Origin of the sequence: Micromonospora sp. DT53 (assembly GCF_049841535.1) — a bacterium.
Taxonomy (GTDB): Bacteria; Actinomycetota; Actinomycetes; order Mycobacteriales; family Micromonosporaceae; genus Micromonospora.
Genome location: NZ_JBNCKM010000008.1, coordinates 239511 through 257230, shown reverse-complemented (window position 1 = coordinate 257230; position 17720 = coordinate 239511). Strand labels below are relative to the sequence as shown.

The 17720-nt window shown below is 71.4% G+C and carries 17 protein-coding genes; 12 read left to right on the top strand and 5 right to left on the bottom strand.

Translation table 11 applies throughout. The features are described from left to right. Positions 1–97 precede the first annotated feature (97 nt). A complete protein-coding gene (locus tag ACLQ3B_RS24755) occupies positions 98–1210 on the top strand; it encodes a sensor histidine kinase (protein WP_425783092.1) in 1113 nt (370 codons plus the stop codon). Further along, a complete protein-coding gene (locus ACLQ3B_RS24750; protein WP_425783091.1) occupies positions 1207–1866 on the top strand; it encodes a response regulator in 660 nt (219 codons plus the stop codon). The genes ACLQ3B_RS24755 and ACLQ3B_RS24750 overlap by 4 nt, the downstream gene beginning before the upstream one ends. Here the strand turns inward: ACLQ3B_RS24750 and ACLQ3B_RS24745 are convergent. Then, positions 1863–2678, bottom strand: a complete 816-nt coding sequence (locus tag ACLQ3B_RS24745) for an SDR family NAD(P)-dependent oxidoreductase (protein ID WP_425783090.1) — start codon at positions 2676–2678, stop codon at positions 1863–1865. The genes ACLQ3B_RS24750 and ACLQ3B_RS24745 overlap by 4 nt on opposite strands. 29 nt (positions 2679–2707) lie before the next feature. Between ACLQ3B_RS24745 and ACLQ3B_RS24740 the strand changes: the two genes are divergently transcribed. After that, positions 2708–3160 carry a winged helix-turn-helix transcriptional regulator gene (locus ACLQ3B_RS24740; RefSeq protein ID WP_425783089.1) on the top strand — a complete coding sequence of 151 codons (453 nt, stop codon included), beginning with the start codon at positions 2708–2710 and terminating at the stop codon, positions 3158–3160. Between the two features lie 71 nt (positions 3161–3231). On the opposite strand, the gene aroA is transcribed toward ACLQ3B_RS24740, so the two are convergent. After that, a complete protein-coding gene (aroA, locus tag ACLQ3B_RS24735) occupies positions 3232–4515 on the bottom strand; it encodes a 3-phosphoshikimate 1-carboxyvinyltransferase (protein WP_425783088.1) in 1284 nt (427 codons plus the stop codon). A gap of 87 nt (positions 4516–4602) precedes the next feature. On the opposite strand from aroA, the gene ACLQ3B_RS24730 reads away from it, so the two are divergent. Together ACLQ3B_RS24730 and ACLQ3B_RS24725 are read left to right on the top strand one after the other, a co-directional pair. After that, the gene (locus ACLQ3B_RS24730; RefSeq protein WP_425783087.1) at positions 4603–5439 is read left to right on the top strand and encodes a helix-turn-helix domain-containing protein; all 837 of its coding nucleotides are present in this window, start codon (positions 4603–4605) and stop codon (positions 5437–5439) included. A gap of 63 nt (positions 5440–5502) precedes the next feature. Then, positions 5503–6093 (top strand): dihydrofolate reductase family protein, encoded by a 591-nt coding sequence (locus ACLQ3B_RS24725; protein WP_425783086.1) that lies wholly within the window; start codon positions 5503–5505, stop codon positions 6091–6093. Between the two features lie 25 nt (positions 6094–6118). On the opposite strand, the gene ACLQ3B_RS24720 is transcribed toward ACLQ3B_RS24725, so the two are convergent. Both ACLQ3B_RS24720 and ACLQ3B_RS24715 read right to left on the bottom strand, forming a co-directional pair. After that, complete coding sequence (locus tag ACLQ3B_RS24720) at positions 6119–6829, bottom strand: siderophore-interacting protein (RefSeq protein ID WP_425783085.1); 711 nt, start codon at positions 6827–6829, stop codon at positions 6119–6121. A 65-nt stretch (positions 6830–6894) separates the two neighbouring features. Further along, positions 6895–8190, bottom strand: a complete 1296-nt coding sequence (locus tag ACLQ3B_RS24715) for a homoserine dehydrogenase (RefSeq protein ID WP_425783084.1) — start codon at positions 8188–8190, stop codon at positions 6895–6897. A gap of 170 nt (positions 8191–8360) precedes the next feature. Between ACLQ3B_RS24715 and ACLQ3B_RS24710 the strand changes: the two genes are divergently transcribed. Both ACLQ3B_RS24710 and ACLQ3B_RS24705 read left to right on the top strand, forming a co-directional pair. Then, complete coding sequence (locus ACLQ3B_RS24710) at positions 8361–9608, top strand: FAD-dependent oxidoreductase (protein WP_425783083.1); 1248 nt, start codon at positions 8361–8363, stop codon at positions 9606–9608. Between the two features lie 8 nt (positions 9609–9616). Next, positions 9617–10105 carry a MarR family winged helix-turn-helix transcriptional regulator gene (locus tag ACLQ3B_RS24705; RefSeq protein WP_425783082.1) on the top strand — a complete coding sequence of 163 codons (489 nt, stop codon included), beginning with the start codon at positions 9617–9619 and terminating at the stop codon, positions 10103–10105. Positions 10106–10170: 65 nt separating this feature from the next. Here ACLQ3B_RS24705 and ACLQ3B_RS24700 read toward each other — a convergent pair whose 3' ends face one another. Beyond that, entirely contained in the window at positions 10171–11214 is a 1044-nt protein-coding gene (locus ACLQ3B_RS24700) for an iron-siderophore ABC transporter substrate-binding protein (RefSeq protein WP_425783081.1), read from the bottom strand. Between the two features lie 96 nt (positions 11215–11310). Between ACLQ3B_RS24700 and ACLQ3B_RS24695 the strand changes: the two genes are divergently transcribed. The 5 genes from ACLQ3B_RS24695 to ACLQ3B_RS24675 are packed head-to-tail and all read left to right on the top strand — an operon-like array spanning position 11311 to position 17720. Continuing rightward, the gene (locus ACLQ3B_RS24695; protein WP_425783080.1) at positions 11311–12390 is read left to right on the top strand and encodes a FecCD family ABC transporter permease; all 1080 of its coding nucleotides are present in this window, start codon (positions 11311–11313) and stop codon (positions 12388–12390) included. A 44-nt stretch (positions 12391–12434) separates the two neighbouring features. Next, positions 12435–13475 carry a FecCD family ABC transporter permease gene (locus ACLQ3B_RS24690; protein ID WP_425783079.1) on the top strand — a complete coding sequence of 347 codons (1041 nt, stop codon included), beginning with the start codon at positions 12435–12437 and terminating at the stop codon, positions 13473–13475. Continuing rightward, positions 13472–14314 carry an ABC transporter ATP-binding protein gene (locus ACLQ3B_RS24685; protein ID WP_425783078.1) on the top strand — a complete coding sequence of 281 codons (843 nt, stop codon included), beginning with the start codon at positions 13472–13474 and terminating at the stop codon, positions 14312–14314. The genes ACLQ3B_RS24690 and ACLQ3B_RS24685 overlap by 4 nt, the downstream gene beginning before the upstream one ends. After that, on the top strand, positions 14311–15993 hold the full coding sequence (locus ACLQ3B_RS24680; protein ID WP_425783077.1) for an ABC transporter ATP-binding protein: 1683 nt from the start codon (positions 14311–14313) through the stop codon (positions 15991–15993). The genes ACLQ3B_RS24685 and ACLQ3B_RS24680 overlap by 4 nt, the downstream gene beginning before the upstream one ends. Beyond that, on the top strand, positions 15990–17720 hold the full coding sequence (locus ACLQ3B_RS24675) for an ABC transporter ATP-binding protein (protein ID WP_425783076.1): 1731 nt from the start codon (positions 15990–15992) through the stop codon (positions 17718–17720). Before ACLQ3B_RS24680 ends, ACLQ3B_RS24675 begins: the two co-directional genes overlap by 4 nt.

Below are 17720 nucleotides of genomic sequence, written 5' to 3'. Positions count from 1 at the left end.
CTGCGGGCGTGAGCCGGGAAGGTACTGCGAACGCGGTACCTGCGGGTCCTTCGCTCGCACGACTCACCCCGGGCGGTTGTCCGGCTAGGGTGCGCGCATGAGCAGCGCACGGATCGGTGTCCGCGACTGGCTGATCGCGGCCGGGGTAGCGGCGATCCTGCTGATCAGCGGGCTGTCCGGGGAGCGCTCCGGCACCGGCCTCGACCCGTTCGGCGTCGTCCTGTTGGGCGCCGGCGGTCTGGCACTGGTCTTGCGGCGGCGGGCTCCGGTCGTTGTCCTGGTCGTGGCCGGGGTGTGCGCGACGGGCTATCAGGCAGCCGGGTTCGACGTGTTCGCGGTCGCGTATCTGGTCGCGGTCTACGCAGCGGTGCGGGCCGGGCACCGGACCGTGACCGTGGTGACGAGCGTGCTCATGCTGGCCGCTCTTCCGGTGGCGGCGATGACCTCGGGCTTGCCCACGGGCGAGGCGTTCGTGCAGGCCAGGGGTGTTCTTGAGCTGGCCTGGCTGATCGCCGCGGGTGCGGCGGGCGAGGCGCTGCGCCAAGCCGAGCGACGGGCGGACGAGGCCGAACGCACCCGCGAGGAGATCGCGCTGCGCCGCGCCGACGAAGAGCGGCTGCACATCGCGCGTGAGCTGCACGACACCCTCACCCACCAGATATCGGTGATCAAGGTGCAGGCCGAAGCCGTCGTGCACCTGGCCCAGAAGCGGGGCGAACCGGTGCCGGACGCGCTTCTGGCGATCCGGGACGCCGGTCGTGAGGCGTCCCGGGAACTACGCGCGACCCTGGAGGCGCTGCGCGAGGACGGCGGCACCGTGCCGCACGGGCTCGATGAGATCTCGGACCTGGTGCAGCGGGCGCGTACGACAGGTCTGGCCGCGTCGTTGACGATCGAGGGCCGCCGCAGCGGTGTCCCGGTCACCGTGGACCAGACTGCGTACCGGATCGTGCAGGAGTCACTGACCAACATCACCCGGCACGCCGCGGCCGCCACCGCGTCGGTCCGTGTCGAGTATCGGCCCGACGCGGTAGTCGTCCAGGTCGATGACGACGGCACGGCCACGCCGGAGTCCGGGCTGGTGCCCGGGGTCGGGCTGCTCGGAATGCGGGAGCGGGTGACCGCTCTGGGCGGACGGCTCCGCGCCGGGGCGCGCAGCGAGGGCGGCTTCCGGGTGTACGCCGAACTACCCGTGGAGCGGGCGTCGTGATCCGGGTCCTGCTGGTCGATGACCAGCCGCTCATCCGTAGCGGGTTCCGCGCCCTGCTCGACGCCGAGGACGACATCACGGTGGTGGCCGAGGCCGCCGACGGCCGGGAGGGGGTGGCGCTGGCCAGGCAGCACCTGCCCGACGTCGCGCTCGTCGACGTCCAGATGCCCATCCTCGACGGGATCGAGGTGACCCGCCGGATCGCGGCGGACCCGGCCCTGGCCGCGGTCCACGTGGTCATCCTGACCAACTACGGCCTGGACGAATATGTCTTCAACGCCCTGCGGGCCGGCGCGGCAGGCTTCCTCGTCAAGGACATCCTGCCGGAGGACTTCCTGCCCGCCATCCGCGTCGCCGCACGCGGCGACGCGCTGCTCGCACCATCGATCACCCGCAAACTGATCGATCGGTACGTCACCCAGCCGCCACCGTCCGACAACGCCGCGCTGGCACACCTGACCACCCGCGAACGTGAAGCCGTCGCCTTGGCCGCGCACGGCCTGTCCAACGACGAGATCGCGGAACGGATGGGAATCAGCCCGGTGACCGCCAAGACCCACATCAACCGCGCCATGACCAAAATGCACGCCCGCGACCGCGCCCAACTGGTGGTGCTCGCCTACGAGTCCGGCCTGGTGATCCCCCGCCCCCGTTAACGCCCACCGCCAAGCTCTGCCAGAAGTTTCTCGGTGAGGTCCATCAACCGCTCGGCGTCGCGGGGGTCGAGGGTCGGGAAAGTGGGCGGAAGCAGCTTCTCCCGGTCGACCGCGGTCACCGGTGCGGCTGGCGGCGTGTCCAGGAACTGGTGAATCGGCGCCACCGCGTCTGCGACGGGTCGGGCCGCCACCGCTGCCGCGACCGCGAGCAGCCCGCGGACCACCGGCGGGAGCGGGCCGCGGTCGCCGCTCTTGGTGAATCCGGGGTGGTAGAGAACGTATCGGGCGGTGCTGCCGGACCGTTGGGCGAAGCCCACGCCGAGCAGGTCGTTGGCGCGACCGGCCTGCAGCTGTGCGGCGATGGCCGAGTAGCCTGAGGCCAAATGCGGGTCGGCCCAGTGCACCGTGCCCTTGGTGACTCCGACGCCGGCGACGTTCACGATCACCGGTGCGGTGGCCCGGTCCAGGGCCGGACGCAGGCCGAAGCTGAGCAGATATCGGCTGAGGTAGTAGAGCGCGAATGTGCGCTCCAGGCCCTCGGCTGTCACGATGCGACGCGGCGCCACAGCGTTGGCGAACAACGCCAGCGCGTCCACGGCCTCGTACTCGCCGAGGATGTGCTCGATGACCTGCCGCGTCTCGGCCACGCTGGACAGGTCGACGCGGAGGAAGGCGATCGAGCCCTCGGCCAGCGCCTCACCGCGTTCACGGCTGCGGCCGAGCACCAGGACGCGGTCGCCGCGTTCGGCACGCCCCAGGGCCAACGCGCGTCCCATCCCGTTCGTGCCGCCACTGATCACCACGACGCCCATTCCGACCCCCGTTATCGTTGCCCATTGATGTGCTGATTCTGGGCAGCCGGTCGGCGGAAGCGAAAGAAGGCATTTTCATGTCCACAAGTAACATCGGTGCGAGTGCCTCACTGCGTGAGCATCGTCTGCCGGTGCCCGTTCCGGCGGGCGAGTACGAGCGCTGTCCGGCCACCGACCTGCTGCGCCAGCTGAGCGACAAATGGACGCTGTTGCTGCTCACCCTGCTCGGGCAGCATCCGTACCGGTTCAACGAGTTGCACCGGGCCGTGGCGGGCATCAGCCCGCGCATGCTCACCCGAACGCTGCGCACGCTGGAGAATGACGGCCTGGTCGAACGTAAAGTGTTTCCGACGTTGCCGCCGAGCGTCGAGTACCGGCTGACGCCGCTCGGCGTCAGCCTGTTGGAACCGCTCTCCGCGCTGGCCGACTGGGCGGTCGATCACCACGCCGAGATCGCCGCGGCACGCCAGCGGCCCATCTGAGACGGCTTCCGCCATCGAAGAGGTCGGTGGTGAGCGACGCCTGTCGCACCGCCTCGGTCGCCGCCCCGGACTCAGACACTGCTCTTTCTTTCGTCGAGTGGCAGGCCCCAGCCCTGTGCCAGCGCCGCGAACTCCTCATGGAACTGCGGGAAGGTCTTGTCGACGCAGGACGGTTCGTCGAACTCGATCCCCGGCGTCCGTAGGCCGGTCACGCTCATGCTCATGGCGATTCGGTGATCTGAGCGGGTCTGCACCAGCGCTCCAGTCGGGACTCCCGGGTCGATCTCGAGCCAGTCCGGCCCTGAGCGGGTGGACACGCCGCAGGCGGTGAGCGCGGTGGTGATCGCGTCGATGCGATCCGACTCCTTCAGCCGGCAGTTCGCCACGTCGGTGATCCGGGTCGGCGCGTCGGCGAACGGTGCGATGGCCGCCAGGGTCATCATGGTGTCGCTGATGTCGCGCATGGCGACCGTGCCCGGTGAACGCAGCTGGGCCGGGCCGGTGACGGTGACGCTGTCGTCACCGACCTCCACCCGGCAACCCATCGTCGGCAGAACCTCCGTGGCGAACCGGAGATCGCCCTGGCTCGACCGCCGGCCGAGACCCGGCACCGTCACGGTGTTTCCCGTGGCTGCGGCAGCGGCGAAGAAGTACGACGCCGTCGACGCATCCGGCTCGATCCGATACTCCTGAGCGCGGTAGGTGCCTGGCGGGACAGTGATGGTGGAATCCTGCCAACTGGACTCGACCCCGAACTGTCGCATCATCGTCAACGTGAGATGGACGTACGGCGCCGAAACGGGATCGGGCGCCCGCACCGTGAGGCCGTGTCGCATCGCCGGCGCCGACAGGCACAGTGCGGACAGGTACTGACTGGACGCGCCCGCATCCACCTCGATGGCCCCGCCAGCGACGCGTGAGCCGTGCACGACCCACGGCAGGCCGCCCCCGACCGCAGCGTCGACCCGAACATCGAGGCCCCGCATCGCCGTCAACAAGGACCCCATGGGGCGGGCACGCATCTGCGCGCTGGCATCGATCACGTAGCGCCCCGACCCCAACGCCGCCAAGGCCGGCACGAACCTCGCCGCGGTGCCCGAATCGTGGCACCACACCGTCGCCTCCGTGGCGGGCGGGCCGGCCGGATCGCCTGTCACGCTCCACACGTCGGGCTCGCGGATCACCGGAAACCCAAGGCTGCGCAGGCCCTCCGCGAAAGCAACAGTGTCGGCCGCGACCAGAGGGGCCACCAGGCGGGTCGTCCCCTGGGCCAGAGCCGCGATGACCAACGCTCTGGCCATGACCGACTTCGAGCCGGGAACACGCGCGACTACCGTGCGGGGTGCAGAAAGCATGCAGGCATCTCCTGGCTAGCCGGCCGGGTGCCACCAGACTAATCGGTGCTTCAGTCCTCGCCCGACGGCGTCGGCGATACTGTCGGCGTGGAGTACGTGTCCAGAGTGCCGCGACCGCCGCTGGACGGGCTGATCGACGACCTTTACTACCTGGAGGGTGCGCCGCCGTACGCCCGGCTGACGCTGCCGCCGCCGTCGGCGTTGCTCATCGTCAACCTCGGGGCGCCGTTCCGCATCCGCGCCGGCACCGACATCGAGGCGGCCGAGTACGCCGACGGCTGCGTGGTCACCATGCCCACCCGCGCGTGGGAGTTCGGCTACCCACTCTGGACCCGGTCCGTCGGCGTGCACTTCAAGCCGTGGGGACTGGCACCGTTCCTGCCGATGCCAGCGGCCGAACTGTGTGACCGGCCGGTGACGGTGGAGCAGGTGTGGGGCCGGCCCGCCATTGCCGAGCTGCGCGACCGGCTGGCCACGGCGGCCGGGCCGTACGAGATGCTGACGCTGCTCGAGGAGGAGCTGATGCGACGGCTGTGCGAGACCGCCGGTCTGGGGCTGGTCCGCCACACGAGCAGCCTCATCACGCAGACCAGCGGGGCGGTGGCGATCGGCGACGTGACGGCGGCAGCCGGTGTCAGCAGCACTCACCTGGCGCAGCGCTTCAAGGAACTCGTCGGCGTCACGCCGAAGCGGCTGGCCCGCACCTGTCGTTTCGCCGCCACCGTGCTCTCGATCGACCCCGCCGGACCGATCGACTGGGGCGACCTCGCCGCTGGCGCGGGCTACTTCGACCAGGCGCACTTCGGCCACGAGTTCCGGGCGTTCACCGGGCTCACGCCGACCCGGTACGTCGAAGTCCGGCGGCGGTTCCTGCGCGAACACCCCGGCCACGTGCTGGACAGCTGGCCGCTGCCGGCCGATTGATTTCTTACAAGAACGACAGCTCACGACACGCTAATTTGAGGGCCCAAAGCAGAGGAGAGCCCCGTGGGCAAGGTGGTCATGTACGGCTCGGTGTCGGTGGACGGCTTCATCGCGGACGAGAATGACCAGCCCGGGCCACTGTTCGACTGGTTGTCCAGCGGTGACGTCCCGTTGGACGAGAGCGGCGTGCTGAAGGTGTCGCAGCTGTCCTACGACTACACCCGGCCGTACTGGGACCAGATCGGAGTCACGATCGCCGGCCGCCACGTCTTCGACATGACGGACGGCTGGGAGGGGAAGCCGCCGAGCGGGATCGACCACGTGGTCGTCGTGACGCACCGGCCGCAGCCCGAGGGCTGGGACCCCGAGGCGCCGTTCCACTTCGTCGACGGTGTCGAGGCGGCCGTGGCCAAGGCGCAGGAGCTTGCGGGTGACCGCGTCGTCGAGGTCGCCGCCGGCGACGTCGGTGGCCAGGTGCTTGCCGCAGGCCTGGTCGACGAGGTGCGCATGGACGTCGTACCCGTCGTGTTCGGGTCCGGTAGGCGTTACTTCGGGTCGGTCCACGCGCAGCACCTGTTGGAGGATCCTGACGTGGTGATCCAGGGCAACCGGGTGCTCCACCTGCGCTATCGGGTGCGCCGTCGACCGATCTGAGCGGCCACGCGCAGAAGTCATGCGGTCAGTCGAGGCCGGTGCGGCCCTCGGCCCAATACGCCTTGCCCATGACCTGCCGGGGCTTTCGCTGCCACCCACGGCTGTCGCGTCGTACGGCGTGCACGGTCGCCGCGTCGCCGGTGACGATGAGGGTGTACGGCGCCGGGGTGGCCGCTGTGCGGGCGTGCTGGAGAAGCTCCGCCCGGTTGGTGTCCTTCGTGACGACCGCCACTCGTTCGGTGATCCCCAGTTGGGCGAGTACGTCGGTGAGCGCGATGGGATCGCGGGCCTCGAAGACATAAGACGTCTCGGCGGGAGTGGTACGCAACGCGCGGGCGAGCGCCACGCTGGTCTCGTCCCCGACGAAGAGCACGGGACCGGCGGCCTCGCGCATCTCGATCGAGCGCCGCGGCCCGAAGACCTCACAGGTCTGGCCTTCCGCCACCCGCTCGAACCATTGCGCCGCCGGACCGTTTCCGTGCGTGTACACGACCAGTTCCGTTACACCGCGGGCGGCGTCCCAACTCGTGGGTGTGTAGGTGCGCAGGCTCATCGAGCCGCGCCGCGGCCGGAGCTGGAGTTTCGCCCCGGGCACCCAGGTCGCCTTTCGGAACGCCTCGGCCGACAGCGTCATCCGAATGAACTCGGGCGAGAGGTGGCTGAGGCCGGTGACGTTGGCGCTGTCCAGCATCGCGCCACTGGCGAGGTCGGCCAGGCGTCCGGCGAGTCCGATCATTGTTCCTCACTCAGGCTCTGTAGTTGTGCGGCGGTCGGTGCCCCGCTTCCCGAGCGGGGCACAGCTCACGCCTCCACGATGCGGAGCATGCCGCCGACGCCGAGGACGCTGTCGAGGCTGCGCAGTTCCGCAACGGCCTGCCGCATCGCGCCTTCCTCGGCGCGGTGCGTGATGAAGACGACGCGCGCCTTCGAGGCGCGGTCCTCCTGGGTGATGGAGCGGATGGACACCTGGTGGCGGCCCAACACTCCCGACACCTCGGACAGGACGCCCGGCGCGTCGGTGACCTCCAGGCTGAGGTAGTGGGGGTGCGCCAGCCGTTCGGTGGGTCGCAGCACCGCGGCGCTGCCGAGTGGCACCCTGCGGTGGGTGCCGCGTCGCAGGTGGTCCGCCGCGCTGACCAGGTCGCCGAGCAGGGCGGACGCGGAGGGCAGCCGTCCCGCGCCGTGACCGTAGAACATCTGGTCACCGGCCGCGCTGCCCTTGAGGAACACCGCGTTGTACGTGTGGCGCACGTTGGCGAGGGGATGGTTCTTGTCCACCAGGGCCGGGAAGACCTGGACACCGATCTCGCGCTCGCCGGAGCCGGCCGCCCCGAAGACCTCGGCCCTGGCGATCGACTTGATCACATATCCGAAACGCGCCGCGATGTCGAAGTCGTCCCGCTCGAGCTTGTCGATCCCCTCGCGCTCGACGTCGTCGACGGCGATCGCGCGTTTGAAGGCGAGCGAGGCGAGGATGGCCAGCTTCGACGCGGAGTCCGCGCCCGTCACGTCGTTCGTGGGGTCGGGCTCGGCGTAGCCCTCCTCCTGTGCCTGGCGCAGCGCCTCGGAGTAGCCGAGCCCCTCTTCGGACATCCTCGTCAACATGTAGTTGGACGTGCCGTTGACGATGCCGAGGACGCTTGTGATGTCCTCGCCGAGGAACGATTCTCGGAGCACGCGCAGGATCGGCACGGCCGCGACGGCGGCAGTCTCGAAGAAGAGATCGACGCCGCTGGTGTCGGCCGCCTCGTACAGCTCCGGGCCGTGCTTGGCGATCAGCTCCTTGTTGGCGGTGACGACCGGCTTACCGGCGCGCAGCGCGGCGAGCACGTACGCGCGGGCGGGCTCGATGCCGCTCATCACCTCGACCACCACGTCGATGTCGTCGGCGTCGGTGATCGCCCGCACGTCGTCGGTGATGAGCGGGGCCAGCAGGCCCGATCGCTTCTTCCCCGCGTCCCGTACGGCGATGCGCTCGAGTATCAGATCGATGCCGCTGATCTCCCGGATATCGGGAGCCCGACCCAGGAGAAGTTCGGCGAAGGCCGCTCCGACGTTGCCGCAACCGAGCATGCCCACGTGCACGGGACGATCCATGGCGGGAGCATATACACCCGCATCGTTCGGTCACCGCCGCTCTGCTGCGCCGTCTTGGATGGTGAAACCGGCCGGAAAGAAAAAATCTCCTGCGCGGAGGCTCGACGGCTGTCGGCGGGGATTCGGCCGGGTGGGGTTGCCCAAATCATCTTAGTCATTAAGATAATTGCATGGGCACATCGACTGACTTCTCGGTGGCAATCGCCGGCGCCGGCCTCTCCGGCCTCTGCCTCGCCCAGTACCTGATGCGCGCCGGCATCGACGTGCACGTCTACGAGCGGGATCCCGCCCCCTTCGTGCGGCGGCAGGGCTACCGGATCATTCTCGACCGGCACGGGCTGGAGGCGCTGCGCGAGAGTCTGCCCCGCTCGCTGTACAACCTGGCGCTGACCACCGGCGACGAGCCCGGCGGGCACCTGCGCTTCACCGACAGCCGGCTGCGGGACGCGTTCACCATCACCTTCAAGGACGAGCCGCACGCGACCCGTCAGGTCGACCGGCTGACCCTGCGGTCGATCCTGCAGTCCGGGCTGGACGGACGCGTCCACTACGGCAAGGACGCCGTCGCGGTGGACGGCGGCGACCCGGCACGGCCACGGCTGCGGTTCTCCGACGGCGGGTCCGCCGCGGCAACCGTCGTCGTGGGCGCGGACGGCGTCGGCTCGGCGCTGCGCGCGCAGCTCATGCCGGACGCGGACCCGGCGAACACCCCGATGGCGGGCATCTACGGTCGGTCGCCCCTGTGGAGCAACGGCGCGAGCGTCATCCCGGACGCGCTGCGTACCAGCGGTGTCCTGGCCATCGCCGACCGGCCGGGCCGCGCCTTCTTCTTCACCTCCATGCGGTTCGGCGAGAGCCCGCCGGAGGCGTTCGCGCGCCTGGCCCCAGGCAGCTACGCGCCCACCGGCGACGACTACGTCATGTGGGGCCTGCTGCTCCGGCGGGAGGAGGTGCCCGTCGGCGTCCGCGGGGACCTGCGGGCGCTGTGGAGGCTGGCCGCCGGGATGAGTGCGGACTTCCACCCGCTCATCCGGCGGTTGGTCGACACGGCCGAACTGGACGCCACGGTGCTCAACCTCTTCGCCACCGGACAGCGCCCGCGCCGGTGGGCGGTGCCCCGGGCGACGATGATGGGCGACGCCGTGCACGTGATGCCGCCGTTCGGCGCTCACGGCGGCAACACCGCGCTCCGCGACGCCGCCCTGCTCGGCCACCGGCTGGTCGAGGCCCGGGCCGGCGGCACGTCGGTGGAGGAGGCGATCGCCGGCTACCAGGACGAGATGGTGCCGTACGCCTTCCGCGCCGTCGACACCGCCGCCAGGCTGATGCACCGCCTCACCGGGGGTGCGGCCGCACCGCACTGGGTGCTGACCCGCGTGTTACCTCGACTGCACCGGGTCACCGTGCCGGAGGCATGATGGCGGGCATGCCCCACCAGCCGGCCCGTGCGTCCGCGACCGCCGACCTCATGCGCGCCGGGCGGGAGACGTCGCGACTGTCCGCGGTGTTCCGGTACGCCATCGCGGAGCGGCTGGGCCTCACCGTGAGCGACCTGGAGTGCCTGGACTACCTGGCCGACGTCGGATCCGCCACCGCTGGGCAGGTCGCCGAGCGGACCAACCTGACCACCGGGGCGGTGACCAGCATGCTCCGCCGGCTCCAGCAGGCGGGCTACGTGACTGCCGAACGCGATCCGGCGGACCGGCGGCGGGTGATCGTCACCCTGCGACCGGAGCGGATCGCCGAGTTGAGGCGACCGTACGAGCGGTTCGCCGAGCGGGCGGAGCGGCTCGTCGAGGGCTATCGCGTCGAGGAGGTCCTGCTGCTGGCCCGGCACTTCGAGCGCATGCAGGCGATGTACCTCGCCGAGTTGGACCACCTCCGCGGCGGCGACGCCGCGCGGCGGTCAGCCTGAGGGCCCATCGCCGGCCCGCCGGGCGGGGGAACTGTCCTGTCGGGTCCAGTTCCCCGCCCGGATCGTCAGGAGGCGGACCTCTGCACCGCCGTGGCCGGGTTGCCGTCCATCGCCGTGGTCAGCTGCGGGACGAGCTTCTCCAGCAGGAACGGCAGGCTCAGCGGGGTGATGAACGAGGTCGCGGCGCCGACCAGCTCCTCGTTCTCCAGGTAGATGTCGCGACCCTCGGTCTTGACCTTGAGCTTGCTGTAGAGCGGGTCGGCCTGGACCTTCGCCTTGTCGGTGTCGTGGCTGTCGACAAGCCAGATCAGCACACCGGTGTCGAGCATGTCGGTGCGTTCCCGGCTCAGGTTGGCGCCGAACTCCTTGCCGGTCACCTCGGCCAGGCCGGGCGGCAACGTGAAGCCCAGGTCGGTGAGGAACCGGCCGCGCGAGTCCTGCGGGCCGTACACGTAGTAGCCCTCGTAGGTGGTGGCCATCAGGCCGGTCGCGCCGGCGAAGGCCGGGTTCGCCGTGCGTACCGCGGCGAACTTGGCCTCGACGTCGGTGACGACCGTGTCGGCCTGAGCCTTGCGGCCGACGGCGGCGCCGACGGTACGGGTGACATCCTGCCAGGACACCCCATAGTCGACGGAGTCCTTCGGCTGCGCCACGGTCGGTGCGATCTTCGACAGCTTCGCGTAGTCCTCGCTCGTCAGCCCCGAGTAGAGGCCGAGGATGAGGTCGGGCCGCAGGGCGGCCACCTTCTCGAACTGGATGCCATCGGTGTTGGTGAGCACCTGCGGCTTGGCCCCCGAGCCCAGCGCGGCCTCGGCCCAGGGCCAGATGGCGCCCGGCTTCTCGCCGAACCACTCGGTGGTTGCCACCGGCACGACGCCCAGCGACAGCAGAGCGTCCTGCTCGACCAGGCCGACCACCGCGATCCGCTTGGGCTCGGCCGGGATGGTGGCGGTGCCGAACTTGTGCTCGATCGAGACCGGGAAGGCGTTGGAGGTGGCGGCACTGGACGACGGGGCCGACGGCTCCGACCCACCACCGCAGGCCGAGAGAAGAAGCAGGAGCGCGGTCGCCGCGACCGTGGCGCTCCGGCGGATTGAGGGAAGCCGCACGGCTGTTCCTTTCTGCCAGCGAGGCCCCAGGGTGGTGACCTCGAACGGGAGTGTAGGTTAGCCTCACCTAATTGAGTAATGCGAACGGGTGGACGGATGGAGCACGTGTTGACCTCAGGCACCGGCACCCGCCCGGAGCCCGGGACCGTTTCACCCCACAAGGCGCCGCGCGAGTCGTTGTCGCGCACCGGTCGGCGCTGGACCGGCCTCGTCGTCGGCGTCGTCGCCCTCGCCGCAGCAGTCGCGCTGAGCATCGCGGTCGGCAGCCGTTCGCTCGGCCTCGGCACGGTCTGGCAGGTGCTCTGGCACGACGACGGCTCGGCCGCCTCGGAGATCGTGCACCAGCTACGGGTGCCTCGGACGATCCTCGGGTTCGGCGTGGGCGCGGCGTTGGGTCTGGCCGGCACGGTGATGCAGGCGCTCACCCGCAACCCGCTGGCCGAACCCGGGTTGCTCGGGGTCAGCCTGGGCGCGTCCACAGGCGTGGTGCTGGCCATCGCGCTGCTCGGGGTGACAAGTGCCAACGGGTACGTCTGGTTCGCCATCGCCGGCGCCGGGCTCACCTCGGCGGCCGTCTTCGCGCTCGGCGGCGCCGGCCGGGCGCCCACCCCGGAACGGCAGGTGCTTGCCGGGGTCTCCCTCACCTCGGTGCTCGGCGCCGGAGTCTGGGCGATCCTGGTGACCCACCGGGAGGCGTTCGACAGGTACCGGCACTGGGACGTCGGCTCGCTCGCCGACCGGGAGACCAGCACGATCACCCAGTTGGCGCCCTTCCTGCTGGTCGGTGTCCTGCTCGCGCTGCTGCTGGGCCGCCAACTCAACGCGCTGAGCATGGGCGACGACGCGGCGACCTCGGTCGGCGCACACCCGGGACGGATCCGGGTGCTCGGCATGATCACGATCACCCTGTTGTGCGGCGCCGCGACCGCCGCCTGCGGCCCGATCTGGTTCGTCGGCCTGGCCGTCCCCTACGCGGCCCGGATGTTCACCGGCTCGGACCACCGCTGGATCCTGGCCTACTCGCTGGTCCTCGGACCGACCCTGCTGCTCGTCTCGGACGTGCTCGGGCGGGTCCTGGTGGCCCCGGCCGAGCTGCCGGTCGGGGTGGTCACCGCGTTCCTGGGCGCGCCACTGTTCATCGCCCTGTGCCGCCGCCGCCGGCTGAGCACCCTGTGAGCGGGCCGGTGCTCCAGCTGCGTCCGTCTCGGCGGACAACCCGGGTGGTGATCCGTAGCCGCGGTGGCCAGCTCTCCCTGCGGCTGCACCTGCGGTCGCTGATCACCGGCACCGCGCTGCTGCTCACGGCGCTGGGTGTCGCGCTGGTCAACCTCTCCAGCGGCGATTTCCCGATCCCCGTGCCCGACGTGCTCCGCAGCCTCGTCGGCCAGGGCGACCCGGGCACCGACTTCATCGTGCACGAGCTGCGGCTGCCCCGCGTGCTGATCACCCTGCTGGTCGGTACGGCCCTGGGCGCGAGCGGCACCATCTTCCAGGGGTTGACCCGCAACCCACTGGGCAGTCCCGACTTCGTCGGCTTGACGGTGGGCGCGGCGACCGGTGCGCTTATCGTCCTGCTGCTGTTCAACGGCTCGGGCTTCCAGGTCGCGGCCGGTGCGATCGTCGGCTGCCTGGCCACCTCGGTCGCCATCTACCTGCTCGCGTTCCGCCGTGGAGTGCAGCCGTTCCGGCTGGTGCTGATGGGCGTCGGCGTGTCCGCGCTCCTCGACTCGTTCAACTCGTTCCTGATCTACCGCAGCCGACTGGACGAGGCGATCGCCGCCCAGGTCTGGTTGATCGGCAGCGTCAACGGCCCCGGATGGACCGAGGTGACGCTTGTCGCCGTCGCGGTCGCGGTGCTGCTGCCGGTCGCGCTCTACCATGGCCGGCACCTCGACATGTTGGCCCTGGGCGACGAGCCCGCGATGCTGCACGGCGTCCCGGTCGAACGCAGCAGGGTGGTGCTCGCGCTGGCCGGCGTCGGACTCGCGGCCGGCGCCACCGCCGCGGCCGGACCGATCGCGTTCGTCGCTCTCGCCGCGCCGCCGTTGGCCGCTCGGCTGACCCGGTCCCCGAACGCCGGGATCCTGTCGGCCGCGCTGATGGGCGCCGCCCTGTTGACGGCAAGTGACTGGGTGGCGCAGCGCATCCTGCCGGACGACGACGTCCCGGTCGGCCTCGTCACCGCCGCACTGGGCGGCATCTACCTGACCTGGTTGCTCTTCCACGAGCGACGTAACCGCGGACAAGGAGCACAGCGATGACCGAGTCGCGGCTGCGGGCCGACGCGCTGACCCTGGCGTACGACAAGAGGGTGGTCGTCCGGGACCTCGACGTCCAGATCACCGACGGGTCGTTCACCGTCATCGTCGGCCCCAACGCCTGCGGCAAGTCGACGTTGCTGCGGTCCCTGGCCCGGGTGCTGAAGCCGCAGTCCGGCGCCGTTTACCTCGATGGCCAGACCATCGCGTCGCAGCCCTCCAAGCAGGTGGCCCGGCAGCTCGGCATGCTGCCGCAGTCGTCGGTCGCACCCGGTGGGATCGTGGTGGAGGAGCTGGTCGCCCGGGGCCGCTTCGCCCACCAGCGTCTGCTGCGGCAGTGGTCGCCGGAGGACGAGGCGGCGGTCGCCGACGCGATGCGCCAGACCGAGGTGACCGAGCTGGCCGACCGGTTCGTCGACGAGCTCTCCGGTGGCCAGCGTCAGCGGGTCTGGCTGGCGATGGCGCTGGCCCAGCAGACGCCGATCCTGCTGCTCGACGAACCGACCACGTTCCTCGACCTGTCGCACCAGTTCGAGGTCCTGGACCTCTGCGCCGACCTGCACGAGCAGGGCCGGACGGTGGTCGCCGTCCTGCACGACCTCAACCACGCCTGCCGGTACGCCACCGAGCTGATCGTGATGCGGGAGGGCCGCGTCCTCGCTCAGGGCCCGCCCGCCGAGGTGATGACGGTCGAGCTGGTGGAGACGGTCTTCGCGATGCCCTGCCGGGTGATGACCGACCCGGAGACGGACACACCGATGGTGGTCCCGGCCGGCCGGCAACGGCGTCGACTGGCCCGCGCCGGCGTCATCGCGACACCTGTCGACCGGGTTCTCGCGTGACCGGCGGACGCAGACTGCTCACCGACACGCTCGGCAGGCAGCGGCGGCTCATCTCGCTGAGCACGCTCCTGATCACCGGCCACCAGGCCGGCGAGGCCGCGGTGCCGTTCCTGATCGGTGTGATCATCGACCGGGCCGTGGACGGCGGCGTCGGCAGCCTGGCCCTCTGGCTGGGTGTGCTGGCCGCCGTCTACGTCGGCCTGAGCTACAGCTACCGGTACGGCGAGCGTACCGGCGAACGTGCCGCCGAACAGGCGGCGCACGACCTGCGACTACGGGTGACCAGGCGGGTGTTGCACGAGCGCGGCGGCGCGGAGGTCGACCGGCTACCCGGCGCCCTGGTGTCGATCGCGACGAGCGACGCGGCCCGGGTCGGGGCGGTCGCCATCGCCGTCGTCTCCGGCGTGGCCGCCGTCGTCGGCCTGGTCCTCGCGGCGATCCTGCTGCTGTCCATCTCCCTGCCACTCGGGCTGGTGGTGCTCCTGGGCACCCCGCCGCTGCTGCTGCTCACCCGCCTGTTCGGCAAGCCGCTGGAGGAGCGCAGCGAAACGGAGCAGGAGCACAGCGCGCACGCCTCCGGCATAGCCGCCGACCTCGTCGTCGGCCTCCGTGTGGTCAAGGGCCTGCGGGCCGAGACAGCGGCGGTCGACAGGTACGCGCAGCGCAGTCGCAGCGCGCTCACCGCGACCGTACGAGCGGCGCGCGCCGAGGCCGCGTACCAGGGGCTGGTGCTCACGCTCAGCGGGACGTTCCTGGCGGTCATCGCGGTGATCGGCGGGGTCCTCGCACTCCGCGGCCAGATCAGCGTCGGTCAGCTCATCTCCTCACTCGGCCTGGCGCAGTTCCTGGTCGGTCCGATGTCCACGTTCGGCTGGGTGGGCGCCGACCTCGCTCAGGGCCGCGCGTCCGCCCGCCGCGTCGCCGCCGTGCTGGACGCCCCCGTCGCGGTACCCGACGGCACGGCGAACCCGGTCACTCCGGCCCGTGGTGGGCTCGCGCTGCGCGGGGTGCACAGCCCACCCCTGCGCGGAATCGACCTGGAGGTCGCCCCCGGCGAGCTGGTCGGCATCGTGGCCACCGACCCGGCCGAGGCCGCCGAGTTGGTGCGGCTGCTCGGGCGGGTGCGTGATCCGGTCGCCGGGGTGATCGAACTGGACGGCCTACCGCTCGCCGACCTCGCACCGGACGACCTGCGGGCCGTGGTGCTGGCCGTCGAACATCAGACCGACCTGTTCGACGACACCGTCCGAGCCGCCGTCTCGCTCGCCGGACGGGCCCTCCCGGCGCGCGTCGACGCCGCGGTGACCGCGGCGGACGCCGACGACGTGGCCCGGGGCCTCCCGGATGGACTGGACACGGTGCTCGACGATCGGGCTCGTTCGCTCTCCGGCGGGCAGCGGCAGCGCATCGCGCTCGCCCGGGCACTGGCCGGCGAACCGCCGGTGCTTGTCGTGCACGACCCGACCACAGCTGTCGACGCGGCGACGGAGTCCCGCATCGCCGGGCGGCTGCGCGCGATGCGAGACGGACGTACCACGATCCTGATCACCGCCAGTCCGGCGCTGCTCGCGGTCACCGACCGGGTGATCGTCGTGCACGACGGCACCGTCCGCGCCGGCGGCGCGCACGGCGACCTGGTCGCCGAGGACGACACCTACCGGGAGACCGTGCTCGCATGACCACCGACTCGACGACGTTGCTGCCGATCGCGACCGGACGTCGCACCCTGGCGCAGTTGCGGGCGCTTGTGCGTCCGCACCGGTCCCGGCTGGCCGGGGCACTCGCCCTGCTGGTCGCTGGAACCGCGGCCGGGCTGGTGGGCCCGCCGCTGCTCGGGCGCATCGTCGATCTGGCCACCGGCAGAGGCAGCACCGGTGACGTGGTCCTCGCCGGCGTGGGGCTGGTGGCCGCCGCGCTCGTCGAGGCGGTGTTGGCCGGGTTCGGTGTCGCCCTGCTCGCGCAGGTCGGCGAGGGTGTGCTGGCCCGACTACGGGAACGGTTCGTCTCCTCGGCGCTGCACCTTCCGCTGGAACAGGTCGAGCGCGCCGGGACCGGTGACCTCACCTCCCGGGTGACGAACGACGTCGCGGTGATCGCCGAGGCGGCCCGCAGCGCGGTCCCCGAGTTCACCCGCGCCCTGCTGACCATCGTGCTCACCCTGGCCGGGATGGCGGTGCTCGACTGGCGTTTCCTGGTCGCGGCGCTGATCGCGGTGCCGGTGCAGGCGCACACGGTGCGCTGGTACGCCCGCCGCGCCGTGCCGCTCTACGCCCGGCAGCGGGTCGCCGTCGCCGCGCAACAGCACCACCTGCTCGCGACCATCGACGGCGCGTCGACCATCCGCGCGTTCCGGATCGCCGACGAGCACCGGGAGCGGGTCGCCACGAAGTCCCAGCAGGCGGTGGACCTGCTGCTGCGGGGCGTCGCGTTGCAGACCCGGTTCTACGCCCGGCTGCACGTCGCCGAGTTCGTCGGGCTCGCCGCCGTCCTCGGCACCGGCTTCTTCCTCGTGCGCGGGGATCTGGTGAGCATCGGCACGGCGACCGCGGCGGCGTTGTACTTCCACGGCCTGTTCGGCCCGATCAACGTGGCTCTCGCCCTGGTCGACGACGCCCAGGCCGCCGCCTCGGGGCTGGACCGGCTGGTCGGGGTCGCCGACCTGACCCCGCCCGTACGGCAACGGGCCAGCGCCGGCGACGGCCCGGACGCGGTGGTGGTGGGCGGGCTGGACTTCGCCTACCGACCGGACCGGCCGGTGCTGCGCGACGTGAACCTGACGATCGCCCGCGGCGAGCGGGTCGCCCTGGTCGGCGGCAGCGGCGCCGGTAAGACCACTCTCGCCAAGGTGATCGCCGGCGTGCACCAGCCGACCCGCGGGAAGGTCGCGGTGCCGGCCGGCGAGGTCGCGCTGATCACCCAGGAGGTGCACGTCTTCGCCGGGCCCCTCGTCGACGACCTGCGGCTGGCCCGCCCGGACGCCACCGACGGCGAGGTGAGCGCCGCGCTGGACCGGGTGCAGGCGCTGGGGTGGGTGCGGCAACTGCCCGACGGCCTGCACACCGAGGTCGGCGCGGGCGGGCACGTCCTCACCGCGGCGCAGGCCCAGCAGTTGGCGTTCGCCCGGCTGATCCTGGCCGATCCGCCGGTGGCGATCCTGGACGAGGCCACCGCGGAGGCCGGGAGCGCCGGAGCGCGCCTGCTCGAACGGGTGGCCGACGCCGCGCTGGCGGGGCGTACCGCGCTGATCGTCGCGCATCGACTCACCCAGGCGGTGGCCGCGGACCGGGTCGTGGTGATGGAGGCCGGCCGAATCGTCGAGGCGGGCACCCACCGCGACCTGATCGAGCGGGACGGCCCGTACGCCACGCTGTGGCGGGCCTGGTCGGACCAGCGCGCTCGGCACTGA

What these genes read in the sequence shown, in the direction of transcription:
- ACLQ3B_RS24695 (WP_425783080.1), top strand. Translation starts at nt 11,311, where the DNA reads ATGGAGCACGTGTTGACCTCAGGCACCGGCACCCGCCCGGAGCCCGGG.
- ACLQ3B_RS24745 (WP_425783090.1), bottom strand. Translation starts at nt 2,678, where the DNA reads ATGGGCGTCGTGGTGATCAGTGGCGGCACGAACGGGATGGGACGCGCG.
- ACLQ3B_RS24685 (WP_425783078.1), top strand. Translation starts at nt 13,472, where the DNA reads ATGACCGAGTCGCGGCTGCGGGCCGACGCGCTGACCCTGGCGTACGAC.
- ACLQ3B_RS24755 (WP_425783092.1), top strand. Translation starts at nt 98, where the DNA reads ATGAGCAGCGCACGGATCGGTGTCCGCGACTGGCTGATCGCGGCCGGG.
- aroA (WP_425783088.1), bottom strand. Translation starts at nt 4,515, where the DNA reads ATGCTTTCTGCACCCCGCACGGTAGTCGCGCGTGTTCCCGGCTCGAAG.
- ACLQ3B_RS24720 (WP_425783085.1), bottom strand. Translation starts at nt 6,829, where the DNA reads ATGATCGGACTCGCCGGACGCCTGGCCGACCTCGCCAGTGGCGCGATG.
- ACLQ3B_RS24710 (WP_425783083.1), top strand. Translation starts at nt 8,361, where the DNA reads ATGGGCACATCGACTGACTTCTCGGTGGCAATCGCCGGCGCCGGCCTC.
- ACLQ3B_RS24715 (WP_425783084.1), bottom strand. Translation starts at nt 8,190, where the DNA reads ATGGATCGTCCCGTGCACGTGGGCATGCTCGGTTGCGGCAACGTCGGA.
- ACLQ3B_RS24705 (WP_425783082.1), top strand. Translation starts at nt 9,617, where the DNA reads ATGCCCCACCAGCCGGCCCGTGCGTCCGCGACCGCCGACCTCATGCGC.
- ACLQ3B_RS24675 (WP_425783076.1), top strand. Translation starts at nt 15,990, where the DNA reads ATGACCACCGACTCGACGACGTTGCTGCCGATCGCGACCGGACGTCGC.